The sequence below is a fragment of the Xanthocytophaga agilis genome (genome assembly GCF_030068605.1).
GTDB lineage: Bacteria > Bacteroidota > Bacteroidia > Cytophagales > 172606-1 > Xanthocytophaga > Xanthocytophaga agilis.
In genome coordinates this window covers 33189-54838 of sequence record NZ_JASJOU010000011.1, presented here as the reverse complement: position 1 = coordinate 54838, position 21650 = coordinate 33189, and the positions used below count along the sequence as shown (strand labels likewise).

Here is a 21650-nt window from a genome sequence, read left to right as displayed (position 1 = left end):
TTTCATTAAATACTTTCTTCATTTTGTTTCAGAGGCAGACATACTGTAAAGGTAGCTCCTGTTTCGTTGTCGGATGAAGCATGGATATGGCCATGATGCCTTTCTACTATTTTTTTACAAAGTGCCAATCCAAGTCCGGTCCCTTCATATACATCTTTGGAATGTAACCTGGTAAAGATATTAAATATATCCTCTGCACTCTCCTGATTAAAGCCAATTCCGTTGTCTGAAATTCGTATATTGGCAAAATCGATACTATTGTCTTTCTCGATTATACTAGAAATGGAAATAACAGGTTGCCTGTCAGGGCTGGAAAATTTAAGTGCGTTATTAATAAGATTGTAAAACAACTGATAAATCAAGACTGCAGCTCCTTCAATAACAGGTAAGGACTCCCAGTTAATAATGGCATTTTTCTGTTGAATTAACAATTCAAGATCTGTCTTAATATGTCTGCATATTTCATTCAGATCAATAGGTTTTGAGTGTTGTTCATTTGCATTTAACTTGGAATAGGCCAATACTCCATCTATCATAGACGTCATCCGATTTGTGGCATTGCGTATTTTTTCAAGAAAGAGTTTTCCTTGTTCCGGAAGGGAATCGCTGTATTCATCCTGAAGTCTACCACTAAAAGTTTTGATCTTTCTTACCGGTTCTTTTAGATCGTGGCTGGCAACATGGGCAAACTGCTGCAGGTCTTCATTTGACTTTCGAAGAGATATATTTAACATTTGTAATTCCAATGTGCGTTTTTTGACTTCAGCTTCGAGTATGGTGGCATGTTCCCGTGACACATGAATGTCAGTAGTTGTCCCAAACCATTTCGTTACATTCCCTTGCTCATCTTTTTGTGGAATGCCCCGACTTAGATGCCAGCGATAGATTCCATTACTCATCTGAAGTCGGTGTTCGTGTTGAAAAGTAGTATGGTGTGTAACAGCTTCCTGCCACAGACGATTGGTTTCGGATTGATCATCAGGATGAATTAAATCCTGCCATAACCAATTGCCATTTTCCAGTCTATGTGCTCCTGCAAATTCTGAAATCCGGTTATTAAAATACTGAATTTCCCCATCAGGAGTAGATACCCATACCAGTTGAGGCATGGCATTGGCGAGTTCATTCAGTGATTGTTCACTTTCTTCTATCTTTTTGCGATTCTGAACTGTTTCGGTGATATCCATCGCAAAATTCAGGATACCTTGTATCTCCCCTTTGAGAGCATACCATGGCTGATAAATAACGTTCAGGTATTTCGTAGAAGATTCTCCCTGTTCATTTATTACTGTCAAAGGCGCTTCCTGTAGATTGATAGTCTTTCCTGTACGATATACTTCATCCAGAAGCTCGAGTGCATCTTGTCCCAGATCTGGTAGGGCTTCTTTAACAGTAAGCCCGGTAAAGTCTTTATCACCAAAAAGTTCTTTGTTTTTTGGATGAAAAAATTCATACCGATGCTCAGGACCCTTCAATACATTAATGATAGCAGGCGTTTGTCTGAAAAGAAGGTAGAATTGCTGCTCTGTGGCACGACGTATCTGATTGATACGGATATGGTTACTAACCCGTACAAGTAATTCCTTGGCTGAGAATGGTTTTACCAGATAGTCATCTGCCCCGGCATTCAAGCCTTCTACTTTTGCTTCTTCGCCCGCTCGGGCAGATAAGAAGATAACGGGTGTATTTTTTATATCCGGATGGTTGCGTATACATTTTAGTAATTCGAAACCGTCCATTTTAGGCATCATAATATCTGAAATGAGAAGTTCTGGCCTAAACTGAAGCATTTTATATAATGCATCTTCACCGTTAGTAGCGGTAATGACTGTAAACTGATCTGATAACAATCGTTGTACATAATCCCGCATATCAGCATTATCATCAGCAAGCAAAATCTGGTTTTTATAGGTTTCGGCTGTAGGCGCAGATTCTGACTCTGTATGCCATGTAGATTGATTAGTAATCTGTTCTAAAGAAGATTCTGATTGAGGCAGCCATTTTAAGGCTTCTTGCACAAATGCTTCTGTTTGTAGAGAAGCAAGCTCATAGGTAACACTTTGAGTTATCTTATCTTCCGGCAAATGATCTTTTCCGGTTGGAAAGACAATTGTAAATGCAGAACCAACACCACGAGTACTTCTTACAGAAATCGATCCTTTGTGTATTTTGACCAGTTCCTGAACCATCGCTAAACCAATACCCGTACCTTCCTGACTTCGCCCTTCAATATTTTCAATCCGATGAAAGCGGCTAAAGATTTTTTCCAGTTCTTCCTCAGGTATACCAATCCCTGTATCTGCAACTGACACCTGAATAGTATCGCCACTTTGTGCAATATGAAGGCTGATAGTTCCCTTGTGACTATATTTGAATGCATTGGATACCAGGTTCAGAATAATCTTTTCCCACATATCGATGTCTACATAGACTTCATCCGTAATGGAATCATAAGTAATCTTCAATTCCATTCCTGCTTTTTCTATAGCTGAACGAAACGTACTTGCCAGGTCAGTAGTAAGAGCTATAATGTCTACTTTCGTAAACTTACCTTCTACCCGTCCTGCTTCAATCCTGGAAAATTCGAGTAACGTATTGACCAGTTTCTGCATCCGCAGTATGTTCCGGTAGGCAACCTCCATGCGAGACTTATTTCGTGCATTGGTTTCTTCGTCATTGAGAGTATCCTCAATAGGACCTAACAGTAATGTAAGCGGTGTACGAAACTCATGGCTGATATTGGAAAAGAATGTAGTTTTGGCACGATCTATTTCTGCCAGAGCTTCTGCTCTTTTTCGTTCCTCTTCCAGCATATGCACATTACTAAAGCTTGTGGCAATCTGATCTGTTACAAGGGAAAAAAATCCACTATATTTTTCATCTAACAGCCTATAGGGATTACAACCTACTACCAAAAATCCATAAGGATCTTTCGCACCAGGTTGTACAATAGGTAGAATAATTGCCTTATCCGAAGAAATTTCCCATGCTCCGGTTGGCATTACTCCTATAACATCTTGTAATTGCTCTAAAACCTGTGGCTTGCGACTTAAGGCCACTTCGTGTAAAAGCTCAGATACAGGAGATTGTAAACTCAGATTGATCTCTTTAGGTACAATCTCTATAGATTCACCTAATTCCGTTGACGAAACAAATGTGGCTTTGTCATCTGTCAGAAGATAAAAAAGCGCAAAAGGAAAATCATGTTTGTTTTCACTAAGTGTGGATATCGTCTCTCTGATAACCTCCCTATTTGATTTGGCATCTGTGAGTCCTGAACTCAGTTGAGTTAGAGTTTTAAGTTGACGTTCACTGATGATTCTGTCTGTATCATCGGTATTGGCACAAATCATTCCGGCTGTTCCTCCATCATCACCAGGAATGGGAGTATAGGAAAATGTGTAGTATGTTTCCTCAGGATACCCATTACGAACCATGATAAGTAATTGAGATTCGACATAGGTCCCTTCGTCTTTTTCCATTACTTGTTTAAGCATAGGTTCTATATCCCGCCAGATATCTTTCCAGACAACAGAAGCAGGAGAACCCAGGGCCCAGGGATGTTTTCCTCCTACAATAGCTTTATAAGGATCATTGTAAAACTTAATAAGTTCTTTACCCCAGCCAATCCATATCGGTTGGCGAGATGTTAGCATAATCCGTATACAAGTACGCAGACTTTGTGGCCAGGTTTCTACAGGGCCAAGCGAGGTTTTTGACCAATCATATGTTCTGATAAGTTGCCCCAACTCACCTCCTCCTGACAAAAATTCAGGTGTATTAGTTATTGTATTGAAAGGGGGAGATGTCTCCATAAATCAAATGAAAAATGGTAATAATAGAGCATACTTTTGTAATCATTTGCTGTAAGATCTTTTCAATGCAATAGATTGATTACAAAAGAAAGCTCTGAGTATAATAGGTATAGTTATCTCTTTTCAAAGCAACTGTAAATATTTGTATACTGCCTCACAAATAGAATCCACAGCTTTTTTATTCATCTTTTCAACAACTATTTCCAGTATTGCCTTTAAGCGTTTGAAGTCATCCGGTTTGGTAAACAGGCAAATTGCACCTCGTTCCTTTGCAAGTTGTTTATCCTGAGTATGAGATGATGTTGTGTGAATAATAACAGGTATATTTTTATATTCCCGAATGGATTTTAATTGATTTAGACAATCCCATCCATTCATAACTGGCATATTCAAATCAAGAAAGATAATGTCAGGCTGATCTATAGACTGAGATGCTAACTTCTCTATCGCAGTTTGTCCATTTGCTGCACTATAAAGAATTACTTCGGGTTCGACTGCTGTTAATGCCTCTTTAAATAGTTCTCTGTCATCACTGTCATCATCGACAATCAAAAATCTTTTTCCGATGTTTATACTCATCTGCTCATTAGCTTAAGTAATAATAATAATTTTGATTTACTCTATTATTTTCTTTTTTAACCGTTTGAAAGATAGTAGAAAAAGCTTGTTTATATGAAAAACACAGCAATAAGTTGTCGTATAGTTGTTGGTTTATGTGAAATATTTATCTTTATATTATCTACATACAGTATCAATCTACCACAGGATGATATTTCCCTAAAAAAGTGTTCCTTGAGATTAACTGTCATATTTAGTAATGGCTATTTTCATAAGTAGTTGGAAATAAGAAAGCTGCTGAGTGTTAGAAATATTTACATCTCAACTTGTGATTTCTCTAATAAGATTGCTCACTATTTATTGTACAAAGGATCTTTTTCATCTATTATCTTGTTCCCTAAATATATTAATCGTAATATTGCAATGAAGCAATTGACTTTGTTTGAACTTTGTTGTTATGGGACTTACTAAAACAGAATTTTTTACGCAAGAACAGAACCAACTGGCCGCAATATTTAAAGCTTTGGCTCATCCTGCACGTATAGCAATCTTACAGGTTCTTATCGAAAAAGATACTTGTATCTGCGGTGACATTGTGGAAGAACTACCTCTTGCTCAACCTACTGTATCGCAACATCTGAAAGAATTGAAAAGTGTAGGACTTGTCAAGGGTGAAATCGAAGGAACAAGTATCTGTTATTGTATTAATCAGGAAACCTGGAGTCAAGTGAAGCATCTGGTCGATGATTTGTTTACAGCTTTATCTGTTAATCAGAAATGTTGTTCCTAAGAATTTTAGTGTTCCCCCGGTTATGGGGCTTTTTTTGATTCTGTTTTATCGTAATATTACAATATAAAAGGATTAGGTATGTACGGACCCTATGATACTCCTAAGTTTTGGAAAGACTACAACCAACTGTTGACAAATTTTGTGCGTAAAAGGGTTGCTTGTCATGACGATGCCAAAGATCTTTTACAAGAGATCTTTTATAAGGTCTATACGTATTGCCAACGGTACGAATTTTCCTGTGAAAAAGCAGGTATCCAGAATCTCCGTTCGTGGATTTTTCAGATAGCTCAGAATACTATTACTGACTATTACCGAAGTAATAGAAAGTACATTGATCTGGAAACGGTTGCTGTTCCAGTGAATAATTCCGATATAAATACATATGGAGACATGTCCGAATATGTGGAACCACTTCTTTCATGTTTGCCTGAGATGTATCGTATCCCACTGGCAATGGATCTGGAAGGTACACCTCAAAAGGAAATCGCTGTAAAACTGGGAATGGGCTTGCCCGCTATCAAGTCACGCATTCAACGATCAAGAGTTCTGATGAAAGAATTATTGCATGAATGTTTTTACCTGAAAATAGATAATTTGGGTCAGATTGATTTCTTTGAAGTAAAACCAGATTGTGAGACATTGCAAGGATTTCTGGAAGAAAGAAAATGTACTACCAAGACCTGTGTTTGATTCCTACCAATATATATACTAAGTATCCTTATCTTTTAAGAAAATGGAACATATTCAAAATGTAATTATCGGGGCTGGTCCTGCTGGGTATACGGCTGCTATTTATGCTGCAAGAGCTAATCTCAAACCTGTCATGTATGTAGGTTTACAACCTGGTGGACAACTAACTACTACCAATGATGTAGAAAACTTTCCAGGATTTCCAGATGGTATTGAAGGTCCGGAAATGATGGAGCTGTTTCGTAAACAAGCCGAACGCTTTGGGACAGATATTCGCTATGGTCTGGTCACAAAAGTAGATTTTAGTTCAACACCCCATCGGTTAACTATTGATGATACAACAGAGATAACAGCCGATACGGTAATTATTGCTACTGGAGCAACTGCCAAATGGCTGGGTTTACCTTCTGAGCAAAAGCTGAATGGTTTTGGAGTTTCTGCATGTGCTGTATGTGATGGTTTCTTTTACAGAGGCAAAGAAGTGGCAATTGTAGGAGCTGGAGATACTGCCTGTGAAGAAGCCTTGTATCTGGCAAAGTTGTGTACTAAAGTTCATATGCTGGTTCGTAAAGATACCATGAGAGCATCTAAAATAATGCAGGAACGTGTGAAGGCAACTGCCAATATTGAAGTGCACTGGAATACTGAAACAGAAGAAATTCTGGGAGACAATGTAGTAACAGGTGTAAAAGTAAAGAATAACCAAACTGGTGAATATAGTGAAATACCTGTAGATGGATTTTTTGTGGCTATTGGTCATCAGCCCAATACTTCTTTATTTAAGGGGCAATTAGATATGGATGAAGCTGACTATCTGGTTACCAAGCCTGGATCTACCAAGACGAATATACCAGGAGTTTTTGCTTGTGGAGATGTACAGGATCGCCAGTTTCGTCAGGCAATCACTGCTGCTGGAACAGGATGTATGGCTGCCTTGGAAGCCGAACGTTTCCTGATTGCACTTGAGACACCTGTAGTTGTTACTATCTAACTATACACACATGCATTCCCGGATTTCTGTAAAAGCAGAGATTCGGGAATTTTTATTATTTGTACCTATGCCCCAATTATTTACTTCCCTTCAACTGTATGTTGATGGATTAATACAAGAGTTTGATCAGATCCCTGCCGAACGCAAGGTGTTACTCTCAAATCTAACACATTACATACAGTCCTGTATAAATCAGCGGAAAGAAGTAGCACTTACCTTTATCTGTACACACAACTCCCGCAGAAGCCATCTTTCCCAGATATGGGCACAAACAGCAGCCTTTTATTATGCTGTTCCAAATGTAAGCACATATTCCGGAGGGACAGAAGCTACTGCATTTAATCCAAGAGCTGTGAAAGCTATAAAAAAAGCTGGTTTTCAGGTAGAAACAGAGGATGATGCCGATAATCCTGTATATCTGGTTCGGTTTGCCACAGCTCAAACGCCTATAAAGGCATTTTCAAAGATCTATGACCAGGGAGGCAATCCTGTCAGACACTTTGGAGCGGTAATGACCTGTACGCATGCTGATGAAAATTGTCCCTATATTCCGGAAGCTACCCGTATCTCTCTGCCATTTGATGATCCCAAGGCTTTTGATGATACACCTCTTGAAGAGGCTAAGTACGATGAGCGAACACGTCAGATAGGACGGGAAATCTTCTTTGCTTTTAGTCTGGTGAAGGTACCTGAATAATTTTAAAAAATATTTCTCAAAGTTTGCATCTTTTGGAAGATGACCCCGTCATGAATGTGATTTTACTGATTAAGCATTCATTATATCAATTTTATTATTGTTCATCTAATCTAATTATGAGTATGGAAACTTTGATTTACAATGGCAGCAGTGCTTCTACATCAGAAGTGTTAAAACAATTGGTTCGGGATAAATATACCCAGATAGCAGATCAGTCGAAAGAAGCCAATGAGACATCCTGTTGTGGAGCGGGATGCGGGTGTTCTACCATCGATAGCGCTATCATGGCTGAGAACTACCAGCAACTGGAAGGATATGTGGCTGATGCTGATTTAGGATTGGGTTGTGGATTACCTACTGAATATGCCCATATTAAAGAAGGAGATACAGTTGTTGATTTAGGAAGTGGAGCTGGAAACGATGCTTTTGTAGCCCGTTCTCTTGTAGGAGAAAAAGGTAAAGTGCTAGGGATTGACTTTACAGAACGTATGATAGAAAAAGCGCGTGAAAATGCTGAAAAGCTAGGCTTCAATAATGTGGAATTTCGTCAGGGTGATATTGAAAAGATACCTCTGTCAGCAAATGTAGCAGATGTAGTGGTGAGCAACTGTGTATTAAATCTGGTTCCCAATAAGTTAAAGGCATTTGCGGAGACACTGAGAATACTCAAACCAGGTGGTCATTTCTCTGTATCAGACATTGTACTGGAAGGAAACCTGCCTGAAGGTCTACAGAAGGATGCCGAAATGTATGCTGGGTGTGTATCCGGTGCAATTCAAAAAGAAGATTATATGCAATTGATTGAGATTGTTGGATTTAAAAACGTACAGATTCAAAAACAAAGACGGATAAATATTCCTGTCGAAATATTGCAGCAATACTTATCTTCTTCTGAATTGGAGGCCTATACAACCGGACAAAAAGGAATCTTTAGCATTACTGTATACGGAGAGAAGCCTGTGCCTTGTTGTGAACCTGGCTCTGGTTGTTGTTAAGTGTCTTACGTCTGATTGCCTATAAAACAGGCAGTCAGACGTAGTTTGTTCACATCCTGTTAACTACATATTCCCATGACATTTTCTATCCGAGCTCTCGTATCTGAAGATTTGCCTGTTGTTAGGGAAATCTACCAGCAAGGCATTGATACACATATAGCAACTTTTGAAACACAGGCACCTGATGTAGAAACCCTTGATAAGAAGTTTTTACCTGTATGCAGATTAGTAGCTGAGTGGGATAATAAAGTGGTTGGATGGGCAATGCTTTCAGCGGTATCTACACGAGATGTATATGCAGGCGTTGCAGAAGTAAGTATTTATATTAGTCCTATCTATAGAGGAAAAGGAATTGGTAAGGCACTAGTACAACAACTGATTAAAGAAAGTGAACAGCATGGATTCTGGACACTTCAGGCTGGCATATTTGCTATCAATAAATCCAGCATTGCTCTTCACGAAAAAGCAGGTTTCCGTATGGTAGGCTATCGGGAAAAAATCGGACAGTTGCATGGAGAGTGGTATGATACTGTGTTGCTGGAACGAAGAAGCCATATAGTCGGATATGCATCAAATGATAGCATACTAGAAATAGCCCGGCTTGAAACAGGCGATTTTGAAAATATAACTCAGTTGCTTACGGATGCTCATCTTCCAATCCGTGATCTTCCATCTGGATTGCCTCATTTCTTTAAAGCAATTCCTGATAAAGATGGTCAGATCGCCGGAATGGTAGGACTGGAATTATATGGACCCTATGCATTACTTCGTTCACTGGTAGTACATTCAACATTCAGAAATAGGAAGACAGGCTATCAGTTGGTGCAACATGCCCAGAAATATGCGAGTGAACAAGGTGTAAAAGGATTATATCTGATCACCAATACAGCCGAAGGTTATTTTGAAAGACTAGGATATAACCGGGTTGAGAGAAACGTGGTTCCAAAGGAGATTCAGGAAACACAACAGTTTCAAGGTGTGTGCCCCAGTAGTGCTACTGTGATGTATTATCGACTTTAGTTGATGTTCTATTTAGATCTACCCATATTGTATCAAGTTCTGCTTCCTGATTACGTTGTATAATTCTTATTTTACCCTTTCTTCTTTGGATGATAAATCCTTTAAAGCTTTTGAGATCGCGTTCTGCCTTCTGATAGGTTGTATCATGGGATACATCGATTTCTTTATACACGAGACCAAAAAGTCCATAGTTGTTCTTTACTTCTGGTAAATCGGGCAACTGCCAATCCCAGATACCAAAAGTATACAGTTCTTCCCATTTTCCGTTTTGGTATGTCATAATTACATAGGTATTTATGTTAGACCAATCAGCCCAGTTTACTACATATGATAGTTCATCTGTACCATCCTGATTCAGGTCTCCTTCATTTCGGGCAAAAGCAACTCCCAGCAACTGCCCACCTGAAGCAATAGCCAGAGTGTCGATTTGTGGGTCAGAACAGGTAAAAAAAGACTCAGGATTCTTTTGTATGGTTAATGCAACCAATTGATCATAGTCTTTTAATCCCTGATAAAATTTGTTGGTCTCCTTATGTGTGATTCCATTGATAAAATGTTCCGTAAGTACTTCTTTGTGTCCGTCTCCATTGAAATCTCCCTGTATACAAAATCGATACCCAACTATTGGTTTTACAGAATCGGAAATAGATTCATTTATCTTAGCAAATAAGTCTTGCGTTGCTGGTTCTTTTTTATGGGTTGTATCTTTTAGGGATTCAGTATGTTCTGTACTGGTATGACATGATGGTAATACTATGCAGAATAATATAAAGAATAGAAATTTGTTTAGCATAAGTCACTAAGTAGTATTTTGTTATGCAAATACTGGAGGTGTCAGAAATATTCATCTATTTTACAGGCCTCAAACAATGGTCTATCTTAGATTTAACCAGTATCGTATAGTCCTAATCTTGTTTGGGTCAAGTTTTAGTGTGTCAGGCTCTTCAAGTACCCTTTGTACTTCAGGTAAGCCATAATTGATTTGTAACCAGATAGGTAGCTGTTCAACGCTTACATTCCATTTTTTTACTGTACGTGTTAATACTTCTTTGAGGTCTTTATGAGTTTGAGGATTGATTTCTTCTAAAACTTTTCCTGCAAACTCCTGGGCTAGGAAGTTATCCGTATTTTCAAAGATCCTTATTACTCCTTCTACAATAATTTCCTGGTCTTTTACCAGAAGTAAGATTTTAATTAATTGTCTTATTCTAAGATCTCCAGAATCTTTTGCCTTCTCTGATGAAATCAGGATTTCATTTTCTACCTCTTCTGGTGTTTGCGGAAATTTCATTGATTAAAATAGAAGTGATTGGCAAAACAGTAAATTTACTGTATTTTCTATTTGCAAAAGGTTCATACATGTTAAACGGCATTTCTTTTAGATTAAAAGATCGTAGAGTTAATAAGATCCTTCAGAAAGAAGGGTATCAACTTGCAGAATGTGAGATATTCTATAGCCCTATTCAATCAACTTTAAATTATCTGGCTTTAGGCTTTCTTATGCTATTACCTTTATCGATATTCTTGTTAATAAGAATAGACATGTACTGGCACTATCTCTGTATGTATTTCTTACTAGGGTATGTAGTATGCGGATATCTAAACAATACATTTGTATTTACTACTGACAAACTTTTGGTTATCAATCCTAACTTTCCTTTCACCAAAGTTGTGACCTATAAGCTGAATCAGATTGAGAATATAGAGATATATCGATCATTATGTATACAGGGAATTGGCTGGATATTCTTTCAGTCTGGCAATTATGTAACAATAACTATTGGTGGAGATAGATTCCGATATTACTGTGGGTCTTTATGTGTAGATACGTTTGATGAAGACATAACCGAAAAGACAATGGATGATTTTCATTATGCTTTAAAAGAACGAAAGATCCCTGCCCAATTTAGATTATAAGTATACATAACAACATGGACGATAACTTTGAGGCTACAGAAGAAGTTGTTTCTTATCTGTTAGCTAATTATACCAACCTGATGACACGGAGCGAAACTGCAGCCAGTGATAGTTTTTCACTGAATCGCAAACGAAGGACCTATCAGCCGACAGATTCTCCCTGGCTGTCGTTTCTTCCATTTAAGAAATATTTTTTTCCTGATATGTATAGAATTGATGGAGAAACAATCAATATACGACAAGTTAATGCATTAATGAAAGATGGCTATGATGCTTTCATTCAAAACTGGATAAAGAGGATAGTGACCGAGGAGTTGGACAAAATTCATTTTAACTGTTGTATTCGATGTGGGAGACTTACACGAACTCCTTTGGCTCAACAATGTCGGTTTTGTGGATATGACTGGCATTAACTTGTAATATCTCTTGTAAGTGCAAAAGCCACCTTTTAGTAAGTTTAGGTGGCTTCTGTATATATAGATCTTCTTATTGCTGGCTATCAGCGGCCTGACGTCGTTCTATTTCCTGTACATGTGCTTTTCTTTGTTTGAGTACATTCAGATAACGTAGTGCTAAACGGTTTTTATAGTCGGTATAGGATCTCCCTGCCCATTCTATTGCCTGATCCAGATTGCCGTTGATTTCACTACTGATTGCCATGTTGTAACAGGCTCTGCCTGCTACTTTGTTTTTGGGATGCTGAGTTTCTCTTTCCCACAGTTCTGCTGCTCCTGCCCAGTTCCCGGTTTGTGCTCTGCGTTTGCCTACTTTAAATGAGTCAGTACCCCGTACATAATATTCGCGCCATACCCGGATCTGGTAAGGAAGTAAACTACTGGCATATACCTGACCAATCTGGTAACTGGTTTGTTTCACAGCTTCTTTTCGCTCCAGCAGTGCTGTTGCAGCTGCTACCGGATTAATGCCCTTGCCCACACTGGTCATTTGCCGTGACATAGGATGCTGGTCAATGATCACTTTATTTTGTGGATCATAGATGCGCCAGCCTGTTTTTATGGAGGTAAGCATAGTAGCCTGATGTTCAACAGCAGGGACTTTTACTCCCAGTGGGCCATTTATGGTAATAGGTATAGCAGAATAATTGATCTTGGAATTGGTATCAAAAAACTCCAGTACAAACAGTGCATCCAGTTGATTTTCCTGGCATATTTGAGCAACCGTTTCCCATGCTAAAGGAGCGGGAAATACATCCATGCCTGGTCCTGTGAGTTCGGGTTTATCCAATTGCTTCACAGAAAGAAATCGATTATTTTTTTCCAGATCAGCTGCTAATCCACGAATACTTTCTCTCGCACCCTCCTTATCTAGTCTGGTTCCTTCTATAGACAAGACCTGATCCACCTTATCAATAGCTCTGGTTTGGTCTGATGGTTGAGTACGACCAATGATACCTACTTTCTTCAAATGAGGTGGCATCCAAATAGGCGCAGGTTCATTTACATTTAAGGTTAGTCCATTGGTAGATCTGCAAGCCATCCATGCAGGGATACATGCTAGTAAAATAAGGATTCTAACTATAGTATTCATTGCCTTTTTTGATCTGATACAATAATATTCCTATAAACAGGATAAGGTAGATAGGCTACCTCTACAGTAACCACACAAACATAAGTATTCTACAGAGTTCATGTTGTGATAAGAGAAAGGCTAAATTACAGAGGTATGGTTTTCATTGGGAATGTTTTTGTACTTAACTGTATCTCAGAATATATGATTGTTACTTTATCAAAGTCTTGTAATAAAGGAAGTGGTACCATACTATACCACTTCTCTTTCTGTTTCCCAAACAACTAAGATTAAGAGAGATTTGTCAAATAATATCGTGATGCAGTCGCCTTGGCTACTTGTAAAGCCTGTTCAGCCTACTGTAGTAATATATTCCAGTGGCAAAGACTACTATGCTTTATCGGATGTGCTGACTGAAATAAATAAAATGATGTTGAATCGCGTTATGCCAGTATTCTGTATTATGATTTCCGGGTTGAGATATATAGGTAACAGGAATATTCAACTGATCGCAAGTAGTTTTGAGTCGCTGATGTACGGGAAAGAGAATATCTTCTGTGCCACAATCCACCAGAAAAGATTTTGGTTTCGTTTTAGCCTCTTTCAATAATGATATAATATTGTATATATGCCATGTATTACCAGGTTTGCCCAGAAGTTTAGTCAAATCATCCGTTACACGGGGATTCTTGAAAAAGAGCATACTGGCACTTTTTAATAGGGGATAATCTACTTCCAACCCACCACTGGTACTTCCTGCTGTATTAAAATAATCCGGATGAAGTAGGAAATAACGTAGTGCACCATATCCGCCCATACTTAATCCGCTGATAAAGACATTATTGGAGTCTATTTGTAAGTGTTGATGTACATAGGGAACAAGTTCTTTGAAGAAGAAGTCTTCCATACGGGAGCCTTTGTCAAAAGGACTGTTGACATACCAGGACACAAAACCATCCGGACAGACAATAATCATTTGATATTGGTTGGCCAGTTGCTGACAATCGGTGGTTAGGGACCATTGTTTATAATTAGCACTATACCCATGTAATAAATACGTCAATGGGTATTTGTTAGTAGCCTGATAAGAAGCAGGTTTGAAAACCAGTACTGTATCAGGTTTAGACAGGTAAGGTGATTTAAAAATCCATTGCTCCTGTGCTGTCACTAAATGAATAAAGGTCATATATGCAATGACCGTAAGCCATAAATAAGATATTTTCATATGATTTGTTTTTGGGAACAAAAATTCTACATGCTTGTTTGATTAGCAATAACCCGCAAAATTGTGAGTAGTGTTCTAACCTTTTACTATCCTGGAAATGAGAAAACAATCTTCTACAAACAGCCTGAATGAACGCTTTCTGGCACAAACCTGTGAGTTAAACACTGCTTTGAACATCATTGGTGGGCGATGGAAAGCACAACTGATTTATGAGATTGGAAGAGGTGTGAATCGGTTCAGCTTACTAAAGGAGCAGCTATCCAATATTTCTGATCAGGTATTGGGGCGACAATTGCGGGAGTTAGAAGAGCAGGAAATTATCGTAAAGGAAAAGCTGGAGCATTTGATACCTGTTGGGATAGTTTATTCTCTTACAGAACAGGGAATATTGCTATATCCTGTACTGGAAAGTCTCTGTCAATGGGGAAAGATCTATACTTCTCCTAAACCTAAATGTCCTTTGCAGATGGAGATTATAAACGACTAGGACTTGATTTCTAATACCAGATTATCGGAAAATTGATAACAACGAGTGTTTATCAGAACTCTGATAATTTGCTGCACCTATCAGAACATTAATAATATCACAGTAGTATCAGTTTTCTGATAATGACTAAAAATGGTTGAATTCCTGATTACCAGTGTAAGCAGATAAATGTTTATTCAACATCAATGCTTTCCTTGCTTTTATCAGACTTCTGATAAAAGTAAAAGAGCTATCAGATTTCTGATTTGTTGTTACATCTTGAATTATTTATTGTGATAGTATTGTTATACTGTGTATCTCTATTCTGTACTATCAAATTTGTAAAAGATTTTAAGTAATAATAATCATTATTTCATTCTACTACTTATAGATAAATGTCCTTATCCTCTACAGAAACACAGTTAATGCAACAACAGTTTACAGGTGTATTTGAAGCGCAACTTCTACAGGAATTATCACAGGTAGGAAAGTTTATGGAAGCAGAAGCCGGTACAGTATTGATGCATGCAGGAGGCTATATCCGTTTCGTTCCTATTTTACTTAGTGGTTCAATTAAGATTCTTCGGTCAGATGCTGATGGACGAGAAGCCTTGTTATATTATTTGGGGGCAAAAGATTCTTGTGCTATGTCATTAACATGTTGTCTGAATCATAAACAGAGTGAAATTACTGCTATCGTTGACGAAAAATCCAGTCTAATATTGGTTCCTATTGACAAAATAGAAGAATGGATGGGGAAATACAGATCCTGGAAACAATTTGTTTTTAGTACTTATCAACAGCGTTTTGATGATTTGTTGGTCGCCATTGATCAGATTGCTTTTCATAAATTGGATGAACGATTATTGCTACTTCTAAAAAGAAAGTCAGAACAATATAACTGCAATGTATTTAATGTAACACACGAAGAGCTTGGAAATGAACTCGCTACTTCTCGTGAAGTAATTTCCCGATTACTTAAACAACTGGAAAAATTAGGTAAGGTAAAGCTGGCACGCAACCGAATAGAACTTCTGTAATAAAAAGGGCCTTTGTAACATATATCACTGAATCGGAATCTGAGCCTGTCTACTTTTGTGCTATCAATTTTCTTCTGCACAAGAGTATGCAAATCACAGATCTTTTCGGTTTCTTATCTTCTATATTGATAGGTATTAGTCTTGGATTGATTGGAGGAGGCGGCAGTATCCTTACACTTCCTGTGTTGGTATACCTACTGCATATCAATCCTGTCCTTTCTACTTCCTATACTCTCTTTGTTGTTGGCATCACTTCATTGGTAGGGTCGTTAAATTACATGCGACGTTCTCTGGTCGATTACAGAGCTGCTGTGATTTTTGCTATTCCTTCATTTCTAACTGTCTGGCTTACCCGTCACTATCTGATGTCTCTGATCCCGGATATATTGTTTGAAATCTCAGGATTTAGTGTATCCAAAAATCTGACTATTATGATGTTGTTTGCTTTAGTTATGTTGCTGGCATCTGTATCCATGATCAAAGGGCGTAAAACGATGGCGACTGAACCTATAACGTTGTCCTTTAATTATCCATTGATTGGGTTATCTGGTGTTGTCATTGGTGTACTCACTGGAATAGTAGGAGCTGGAGGTGGATTTTTGATTATTCCAGCTCTGGTTTTGTTTGCTCATCTTCCCATGAAAATGGCAGTAGGAACTTCATTACTCATTATTGCGGCCAACTCTTTGATTGGATTTACCAGTAGCGTAGCATCTATCTCTATTAACTGGTCCTTTCTTTTCGAATTTACTGCTCTTTCGGTGCTGGGTATCTTTGTAGGGTCCTATATGTCCAGATTCATTGCCGGGGAAAAATTAAAAAGAACTTTTGGATGGTTTATCCTTGTAATGGGATTTTACATTCTTTCCAAAGAGCTGATTTTTAGATAACTTTATAAATAATGCTTTTATGTAACATTTATCACTGATAGAGTATATAGTAAATTCTAATTTTATATCAGGTATCACGAATCTTATAAAACTTTAAAATATGCTAATAGAACAAATATATACAGGATGTTTAGCCCAGGGAGCTTACTACATCGAAAGCAAGGGAGAAGCGGCTGTAATCGATCCCTTGCGGGAGGTGCAACCCTATCTGCAACGAGCCAAACGGAATGGATCTACCATCAAATACATCTTTGAAACTCACTTTCATGCAGACTTTGTTTCCGGTCACCTGGATCTGGCCAAACAAACCGGAGCTTCTATCATCTATGGACCTAATGCCAATCCTGCTTTTGAAGCCGTCATTGCTAAAGATAATCAGCAGTTTCAACTCGGAGAACTGACCATTCGTGTCCTTCACACTCCTGGACATACCCTAGAATCGAGCTGTTTTCTGTTGATTGATGCTCAAGGCAACTATCAGGCAGTCTTTACCGGAGATACCCTTTTTATTGGGGATGTAGGACGCCCGGATCTGGCTCAAAAATCGACTCTGACCATGGAAGATCTGGCTGGGTATCTATATGATTCATTACACACTAAACTGATGCCCTTACCTGATGACGTGATTGTCTATCCAGCCCATGGAGCAGGCAGTGCCTGTGGTAAGAATATGAGTAAGGAAACTTCCGATACGCTGGGCCATCAGAAACAAACCAACTATGCTCTGAAAGCTACTAACAAGGAGCAGTTTATCAAAGAAGTAACCGATGGATTATTGCCTCCTCCTTACTATTTCCCACAGAATGTGCAGCTTAATAAAGAAGGGTATGAAAGTGTAGAAAAGGTTGTATCGCGAGGATTGACTCCTCTGAATGCAGATACATTCGAACAGGTAGTCAATGAACAACATGCCTTGATTCTCGATACACGAAAGCCTCAGGTATTCAAAGACGGTTTCATTCCTAATTCGATCAACATTGGCATTGATGGCGATTTTGCGCCCTGGGTAGGCACATTGATCACTGATATCAATCAACCCATTGTGCTGGTAGTGGAAGCAGGCAGAGAAGAAGAAGTGGTTACTCGTTTGTCCAGAGTAGGGTATGATCATACACTGGGATATTTGCAGGGAGGTATACAAGCATGGAAAGATGCTGGAAAAGAAATCGATCAGATTGAATCGATCTCTGCAGATGAATTTGCTTCCCGCCTTCAGAACGGTAACTTACAGGTAAAAGATGTACGGAAACAAAGTGAGTATGAAGCAGAGCATGTGGAAGCAGCAGAGAATGTACCGTTAGCCTATCTGAGTGAACATATGGCTGAGTTTTCCAAAGCAGAGCCCGTTTATATTCATTGTGCAGGAGGATATCGGTCTATGATTGCCGCTTCGATTCTCAAAGCTAGAGGATATGAAAATATCATTGATGTGGCTGGTGGGTTTAAGGCCATTGCACAAACCAACATACCTAAAACAGAGTACGTGTGTCCGTCCACATTGAAATAACAAATTCAGAATAGCGCAAAGCATAAGTAAATGTATAACCTCTTACTTAACCAAAATTTTGTTTTCATTATGTTAGAGTTAATTCGTCACCCCTGGCATTGGTCCATTGCAGGATTTCTGATTGGACTTACTGTGCCTGCTTTGTTATTAATTGGCAATAAGTCTTTTGGGATTTCTTCTTCGTTGCGACATATCTGTGCGGCGTGTATACCAGCAAACATTCCTTTTTTTAAATATGACTGGAAAAAAGAAGTCTGGAATCTGTTTTTTGTGGCTGGGATAATGATTGGTGGATTTATAGGTAACTACTTTTTATCTAACCCGGAAGCCATTGTAGTTGCTCCTTATACACAGGAAACTTTACAACAACTGGGAGTGAAAGATTTTTCAGGACTGATGCCTATAGATATTTTCAGTTTTGATAATCTGCTGACAGCAAAGGGTTTGGTATTTTTTGTAATCGGAGGATTTATGGTAGGATTTGGAACACGTTACGCGGGTGGATGTACATCAGGACATGCAATAATGGGTCTATCCAATTTACAATGGCCATCACTGGTAGCGACCATCTCCTTTATGGTGGGTGGCTTTGCTATGACTCAGCTTTTGTTGCCATATATCATGCATTGGGTAAACTAAATAGATCCTCTCTTACAACTTTGTATAGCAAATTATGGAAAAGTCAGTAAAAATACCTCACGCAGATGAGTTTGTAATTCTTCCTGAGAAAGGAGAAAAAGCATATGTCAATCCTCATCCTGTAGAATGTGAAGCGCCTAATGAACAGGTGAAAAAAGAAACTATTTTCTCTAATCTGAAATATCTTATTGTTGGAGCTATCTTCGGAATTGTCTTTGTGAAAGCAGAGATTGTTTCCTGGTTCCGTATTCAGGAAATGTTTCGTCTGGACTCCTTTCATATGTATGGGGTGATAGGTACAGCAGTGGTAACAGGTATGTTATCTGTCCTGCTAATCAAGCGATTAAATATAAAAACTTTGCAGGGAGAGAAAGTACAGTTTCATCCTAAGACTTTTAACAAGGGACAGATTTTTGGTGGATTGATATTTGGTTTGGGATGGGCAATTACCGGAGCTTGTCCAGGGCCATTGTTTGCTCAGATCGGGGCAGGTTTTGGTGTTGTGATTGTAACATTACTCAGTGCTATTGCTGGTACGTGGGTATATGGTTTACTTCGTGAGAAGCTTCCTCACTAATAGTAAAAGCCATTATGTTTACTATACAATGGAGCAACACTTACAACAAATAATACAACGAGCTACCAGTCTTTTGTATTGGTCAGCATGGGGAATTTTTGTCATTGCATTAAGTATTAGTATATGGGTTGGAACCTTGCTTCTACATGTAAAGGAAGGTAGTAGATTAATTGCAAAGGAATATCTGCATTCACCAGATAGTTTGAAGCAAGACAATATTTCGTCCGTTTATCAGGAATCCTGGAGGCCTCCTGACGAACGGACTATTCCAAAGAATAAGAAGGGAGAATTAATTCGTTATGGGAAAGAACTGATTGTACATACATCCGTTTATCTGGGGCCAAAAGGATCAGTAAGAAAAATAAGTAATGGCATGAATTGTCAGAACTGTCATTTGGAAGCTGGTACAAAACCTTTTGGAAATAATTACAGTGCTGTGGCTTCTACATATCCTAAGTTCAGGCAGCGGTCCGGTTCTGTAGAAACTATTTCCAAACGGATCAATGATTGTTTTGAACGTAGCTTAAATGGTCAGTCGCTGGATACTACCAGTCACGAAATGCGTGCAATGGTAGCCTATATGCAATGGCTGGGTACTCGTGTAAAAAAGGGCGTAAAACCAAAAGAAGCTGGATTACCAGAATTAGTATCTATGCATCGGGCTGCTGAACCTGAGAAAGGAAAACGGTTATACAAGCAACATTGCCTGGTATGCCATGGTGTTGAAGGACAGGGAGTATTAACTGAAAGCGGAAAAGAATATCAGTTTCCTCCACTATGGGGCAATCATAGTTATAACAATGGTGCAGGTTTGTATCGGTTATCACGATTGGCAGGGTATGTAAAAGCTAATATGCCATTTGGCGCAAGTTTTGATAAGCCTCTGTTAAGTGATGAAGAGGCCTGGGACCTGGCAGCCTATATTAATACAATGCCCAGAACAGATATTCGGGATGGTATTATGATTTATGACTGGCCTGATATTTCAGGTAAACCTTTTGATCATCCATTTGGTCCATTTACGGATAGTTTTTCAGAAACGCAGCATAAATATGGGCCTTATGAACCGATTATTGATGCCCATAAAAAAACGAAGTGATCAAAATGTACTTGCTCAGGTATATATTTCCTACCTTCACAACCTTTTATCTTTATAACACACAGAATATGAAAATACGTTTTATTTGTCTGGTAATAGTTCTTCTGGCTACAGGAGTAAGTAGTGTAATATATGCACAACAACCCACACGTACTATGTCACACACGAAAGATCCTCAACATAAAGTAGTAGTACAATTTAGTTCCCCGGATACCTTATCGCAGGGTGCATTGATTAAAAACCTGAATAATCTATTGAAAGGCTTACCAAATGCACAGGTTGAAGTAGTATTTCATGGACCCGGCATTGACATGATGCTTACTCAAAGTAGTAAATACGCTAATTTGCTGGAAGACTTGAGTAAAAAAGGGGTTACTCTTGCTGTATGTGAAAATACCTTGCGTAGCCGGAAACTGGATAAAACCAGCATTTTATCTTTTGGCCAAACTGTTCCTTCGGGTGTAGTTGAAGTAATCCTTAAGCAGGAGCAAGGATGGGCTTACCTGAAAGGTGGTTTATAATAGCATTTTATATTTGTTATCTATGATGCTGATTTACTATAATTAACCTTACTTGCTCTGTTTCAATAAATCATTCCGCATTTTGCTTAAAAACTCAGGAGTAACTCCAATATAGGAGGCAATATATTTCTGCGGAATATGATTGATCAGGGTTGGATACCGCTTGCAAAAACGTAGGTAACGATCCTGAGCTGTCATACTGAGATTTTCCAGCGTTCGTTCCTGATAACTGACAAGAGATTTTTCTGTAATGATTCGAAAGAATCGTTCAAATTGAGGGATCTGAATGTATAACTTTTCCTGATCTGCTTTGCTTAACAAAAGGACCTCTGTTTCTTCAATAGCATCAATGGTAATATGTCCTGGCTGTCCACTGATAAGGCTATACATATCAGCTATCCACCAGTCAGGAGGAGCAAAGTTGAGAATGTGTTCAAATCCATTGAAATCCGTAGTATAGCCACGCATACATCCGCTAAGTACAAAAGTTGAGTGTTTACAAACCTCTCCCCGATACAAATGAATTTGTTTTCGCTTAAGTTTCAGTGGCTGAAGCAAACTCATGAAATGTGCCTGCTCATCCGCTTCCAAGTGGATGTGTTTAGATATATTATTTAGGATAAGTTCGTTATACATATTCTTTTGACGGTGATTACCTGCAAGATCCGAAAAATAGGAAGCACAGA

At 38.5% G+C, this 21650-nt stretch carries 23 protein-coding genes; 16 read left to right on the top strand and 7 right to left on the bottom strand.

What is annotated here, in order from left to right; all coding sequences use genetic code 11:
- Positions 1-5: 5 nt before the first annotated feature.
- Positions 6-3815: an ATP-binding protein gene (locus tag QNI22_RS26365; protein WP_314515304.1), complete on the bottom strand. Its 3810-nt coding sequence runs from the start codon at positions 3813-3815 to the stop codon at positions 6-8.
- A gap of 123 nt (positions 3816-3938) precedes the next feature.
- Positions 3939-4394: a response regulator gene (locus tag QNI22_RS26360; RefSeq protein ID WP_314515301.1), complete on the bottom strand. Its 456-nt coding sequence runs from the start codon at positions 4392-4394 to the stop codon at positions 3939-3941.
- Positions 4395-4830: 436 nt separating this feature from the next.
- On the opposite strand from QNI22_RS26360, the gene QNI22_RS26355 reads away from it, so the two are divergent.
- From QNI22_RS26355 to arsN2, 6 genes are all read left to right on the top strand, one after another.
- Positions 4831-5163, top strand: coding sequence for an ArsR/SmtB family transcription factor (locus QNI22_RS26355; protein WP_313982454.1), 333 nt, complete (start codon positions 4831-4833; stop codon positions 5161-5163).
- A 78-nt stretch (positions 5164-5241) separates the two neighbouring features.
- Positions 5242-5853, top strand: coding sequence for a sigma-70 family RNA polymerase sigma factor (locus QNI22_RS26350; protein WP_314515299.1), 612 nt, complete (start codon positions 5242-5244; stop codon positions 5851-5853).
- Positions 5854-5896: 43 nt separating this feature from the next.
- On the top strand, positions 5897-6844 hold the full coding sequence (gene trxB / locus QNI22_RS26345) for a thioredoxin-disulfide reductase (RefSeq protein ID WP_314515297.1): 948 nt from the start codon (positions 5897-5899) through the stop codon (positions 6842-6844).
- A gap of 10 nt (positions 6845-6854) precedes the next feature.
- Complete coding sequence (locus QNI22_RS26340; RefSeq protein ID WP_314515295.1) at positions 6855-7541, top strand: low molecular weight phosphatase family protein; 687 nt, start codon at positions 6855-6857, stop codon at positions 7539-7541.
- A 122-nt stretch (positions 7542-7663) separates the two neighbouring features.
- Positions 7664-8536, top strand: coding sequence for an arsenite methyltransferase (locus QNI22_RS26335; RefSeq protein WP_314515293.1), 873 nt, complete (start codon positions 7664-7666; stop codon positions 8534-8536).
- Between the two features lie 75 nt (positions 8537-8611).
- On the top strand, positions 8612-9556 hold the full coding sequence (arsN2, locus tag QNI22_RS26330) for an arsenic resistance N-acetyltransferase ArsN2 (RefSeq protein WP_314515291.1): 945 nt from the start codon (positions 8612-8614) through the stop codon (positions 9554-9556).
- On the opposite strand, the gene QNI22_RS26325 is transcribed toward arsN2, so the two are convergent.
- Both QNI22_RS26325 and QNI22_RS26320 read right to left on the bottom strand, forming a co-directional pair.
- Positions 9531-10349: a hypothetical protein gene (locus QNI22_RS26325; RefSeq protein WP_314515288.1), complete on the bottom strand. Its 819-nt coding sequence runs from the start codon at positions 10347-10349 to the stop codon at positions 9531-9533. The two genes, arsN2 and QNI22_RS26325, sit on opposite strands and share 26 nt — an antisense overlap.
- 81 nt (positions 10350-10430) lie before the next feature.
- Positions 10431-10847: a hypothetical protein gene (locus QNI22_RS26320; RefSeq protein WP_314515285.1), complete on the bottom strand. Its 417-nt coding sequence runs from the start codon at positions 10845-10847 to the stop codon at positions 10431-10433.
- Between the two features lie 272 nt (positions 10848-11119).
- On the opposite strand from QNI22_RS26320, the gene QNI22_RS26315 reads away from it, so the two are divergent.
- Both QNI22_RS26315 and QNI22_RS26310 read left to right on the top strand, forming a co-directional pair.
- The gene (locus QNI22_RS26315) at positions 11120-11473 is read left to right on the top strand and encodes a hypothetical protein (protein ID WP_314515282.1); all 354 of its coding nucleotides are present in this window, start codon (positions 11120-11122) and stop codon (positions 11471-11473) included.
- A 14-nt stretch (positions 11474-11487) separates the two neighbouring features.
- The gene (locus QNI22_RS26310; protein WP_314515280.1) at positions 11488-11886 is read left to right on the top strand and encodes a hypothetical protein; all 399 of its coding nucleotides are present in this window, start codon (positions 11488-11490) and stop codon (positions 11884-11886) included.
- Between the two features lie 73 nt (positions 11887-11959).
- On the opposite strand, the gene QNI22_RS26305 is transcribed toward QNI22_RS26310, so the two are convergent.
- Entirely contained in the window at positions 11960-13021 is a 1062-nt protein-coding gene (locus QNI22_RS26305) for a DUF6340 family protein (RefSeq protein ID WP_314515278.1), read from the bottom strand.
- Between the two features lie 376 nt (positions 13022-13397).
- Positions 13398-14225, bottom strand: coding sequence for an alpha/beta hydrolase (locus QNI22_RS26300; RefSeq protein ID WP_314515276.1), 828 nt, complete (start codon positions 14223-14225; stop codon positions 13398-13400).
- Between the two features lie 97 nt (positions 14226-14322).
- Between QNI22_RS26300 and QNI22_RS26295 the strand changes: the two genes are divergently transcribed.
- The 8 genes from QNI22_RS26295 to QNI22_RS26260 all read left to right on the top strand — a co-directional run bounded on the left by QNI22_RS26295 (position 14323) and on the right by QNI22_RS26260 (position 20964).
- Positions 14323-14712 (top strand): winged helix-turn-helix transcriptional regulator, encoded by a 390-nt coding sequence (locus QNI22_RS26295; RefSeq protein WP_314515274.1) that lies wholly within the window; start codon positions 14323-14325, stop codon positions 14710-14712.
- 374 nt (positions 14713-15086) lie between these two features.
- A complete protein-coding gene (locus QNI22_RS26290; protein ID WP_314515271.1) occupies positions 15087-15731 on the top strand; it encodes a Crp/Fnr family transcriptional regulator in 645 nt (214 codons plus the stop codon).
- 86 nt (positions 15732-15817) lie between these two features.
- Positions 15818-16621, top strand: coding sequence for a sulfite exporter TauE/SafE family protein (locus QNI22_RS26285; protein WP_314515268.1), 804 nt, complete (start codon positions 15818-15820; stop codon positions 16619-16621).
- 100 nt (positions 16622-16721) lie between these two features.
- Complete coding sequence (locus QNI22_RS26280; RefSeq protein ID WP_314515265.1) at positions 16722-18128, top strand: MBL fold metallo-hydrolase; 1407 nt, start codon at positions 16722-16724, stop codon at positions 18126-18128.
- A gap of 69 nt (positions 18129-18197) precedes the next feature.
- Positions 18198-18767, top strand: a complete 570-nt coding sequence (locus QNI22_RS26275) for a YeeE/YedE family protein (RefSeq protein WP_314515262.1) — start codon at positions 18198-18200, stop codon at positions 18765-18767.
- A 34-nt stretch (positions 18768-18801) separates the two neighbouring features.
- Positions 18802-19344 carry a YeeE/YedE family protein gene (locus QNI22_RS26270; RefSeq protein WP_314515261.1) on the top strand — a complete coding sequence of 181 codons (543 nt, stop codon included), beginning with the start codon at positions 18802-18804 and terminating at the stop codon, positions 19342-19344.
- Between the two features lie 28 nt (positions 19345-19372).
- Positions 19373-20443, top strand: a complete 1071-nt coding sequence (locus QNI22_RS26265) for a c-type cytochrome (protein WP_314515259.1) — start codon at positions 19373-19375, stop codon at positions 20441-20443.
- 68 nt (positions 20444-20511) lie between these two features.
- Positions 20512-20964, top strand: coding sequence for a DsrE family protein (locus tag QNI22_RS26260; protein ID WP_314515256.1), 453 nt, complete (start codon positions 20512-20514; stop codon positions 20962-20964).
- A gap of 48 nt (positions 20965-21012) precedes the next feature.
- Here the strand turns inward: QNI22_RS26260 and QNI22_RS26255 are convergent, their stop codons facing one another.
- Entirely contained in the window at positions 21013-21600 is a 588-nt protein-coding gene (locus tag QNI22_RS26255) for a Crp/Fnr family transcriptional regulator (protein ID WP_314515254.1), read from the bottom strand.
- Positions 21601-21650 lie beyond the last annotated feature (50 nt).

Bases quoted from the DNA above. Each gene is read 5' to 3' on its own strand.
- QNI22_RS26365 (WP_314515304.1), bottom strand. From the start codon at position 3,815: ATGGAGACATCTCCCCCTTTCAATACAATAACTAATACACCTGAATTT.
- QNI22_RS26360 (WP_314515301.1), bottom strand. From the start codon at position 4,394: ATGAGTATAAACATCGGAAAAAGATTTTTGATTGTCGATGATGACAGT.
- QNI22_RS26355 (WP_313982454.1), top strand. From the start codon at position 4,831: ATGGGACTTACTAAAACAGAATTTTTTACGCAAGAACAGAACCAACTG.
- QNI22_RS26350 (WP_314515299.1), top strand. From the start codon at position 5,242: ATGTACGGACCCTATGATACTCCTAAGTTTTGGAAAGACTACAACCAA.
- trxB (WP_314515297.1), top strand. From the start codon at position 5,897: ATGGAACATATTCAAAATGTAATTATCGGGGCTGGTCCTGCTGGGTAT.
- QNI22_RS26340 (WP_314515295.1), top strand. From the start codon at position 6,855: ATGCATTCCCGGATTTCTGTAAAAGCAGAGATTCGGGAATTTTTATTA.
- QNI22_RS26335 (WP_314515293.1), top strand. From the start codon at position 7,664: ATGGAAACTTTGATTTACAATGGCAGCAGTGCTTCTACATCAGAAGTG.
- arsN2 (WP_314515291.1), top strand. From the start codon at position 8,612: ATGACATTTTCTATCCGAGCTCTCGTATCTGAAGATTTGCCTGTTGTT.
- QNI22_RS26325 (WP_314515288.1), bottom strand. From the start codon at position 10,349: ATGCTAAACAAATTTCTATTCTTTATATTATTCTGCATAGTATTACCA.
- QNI22_RS26320 (WP_314515285.1), bottom strand. From the start codon at position 10,847: ATGAAATTTCCGCAAACACCAGAAGAGGTAGAAAATGAAATCCTGATT.
- QNI22_RS26315 (WP_314515282.1), top strand. From the start codon at position 11,120: ATGTATTTCTTACTAGGGTATGTAGTATGCGGATATCTAAACAATACA.
- QNI22_RS26310 (WP_314515280.1), top strand. From the start codon at position 11,488: ATGGACGATAACTTTGAGGCTACAGAAGAAGTTGTTTCTTATCTGTTA.
- QNI22_RS26305 (WP_314515278.1), bottom strand. From the start codon at position 13,021: ATGAATACTATAGTTAGAATCCTTATTTTACTAGCATGTATCCCTGCA.
- QNI22_RS26300 (WP_314515276.1), bottom strand. From the start codon at position 14,225: ATGAAAATATCTTATTTATGGCTTACGGTCATTGCATATATGACCTTT.
- QNI22_RS26295 (WP_314515274.1), top strand. From the start codon at position 14,323: ATGAGAAAACAATCTTCTACAAACAGCCTGAATGAACGCTTTCTGGCA.
- QNI22_RS26290 (WP_314515271.1), top strand. From the start codon at position 15,087: ATGTCCTTATCCTCTACAGAAACACAGTTAATGCAACAACAGTTTACA.
- QNI22_RS26285 (WP_314515268.1), top strand. From the start codon at position 15,818: ATGCAAATCACAGATCTTTTCGGTTTCTTATCTTCTATATTGATAGGT.
- QNI22_RS26280 (WP_314515265.1), top strand. From the start codon at position 16,722: ATGCTAATAGAACAAATATATACAGGATGTTTAGCCCAGGGAGCTTAC.
- QNI22_RS26275 (WP_314515262.1), top strand. From the start codon at position 18,198: ATGTTAGAGTTAATTCGTCACCCCTGGCATTGGTCCATTGCAGGATTT.
- QNI22_RS26270 (WP_314515261.1), top strand. From the start codon at position 18,802: ATGGAAAAGTCAGTAAAAATACCTCACGCAGATGAGTTTGTAATTCTT.
- QNI22_RS26265 (WP_314515259.1), top strand. From the start codon at position 19,373: ATGGAGCAACACTTACAACAAATAATACAACGAGCTACCAGTCTTTTG.
- QNI22_RS26260 (WP_314515256.1), top strand. From the start codon at position 20,512: ATGAAAATACGTTTTATTTGTCTGGTAATAGTTCTTCTGGCTACAGGA.
- QNI22_RS26255 (WP_314515254.1), bottom strand. From the start codon at position 21,600: ATGTATAACGAACTTATCCTAAATAATATATCTAAACACATCCACTTG.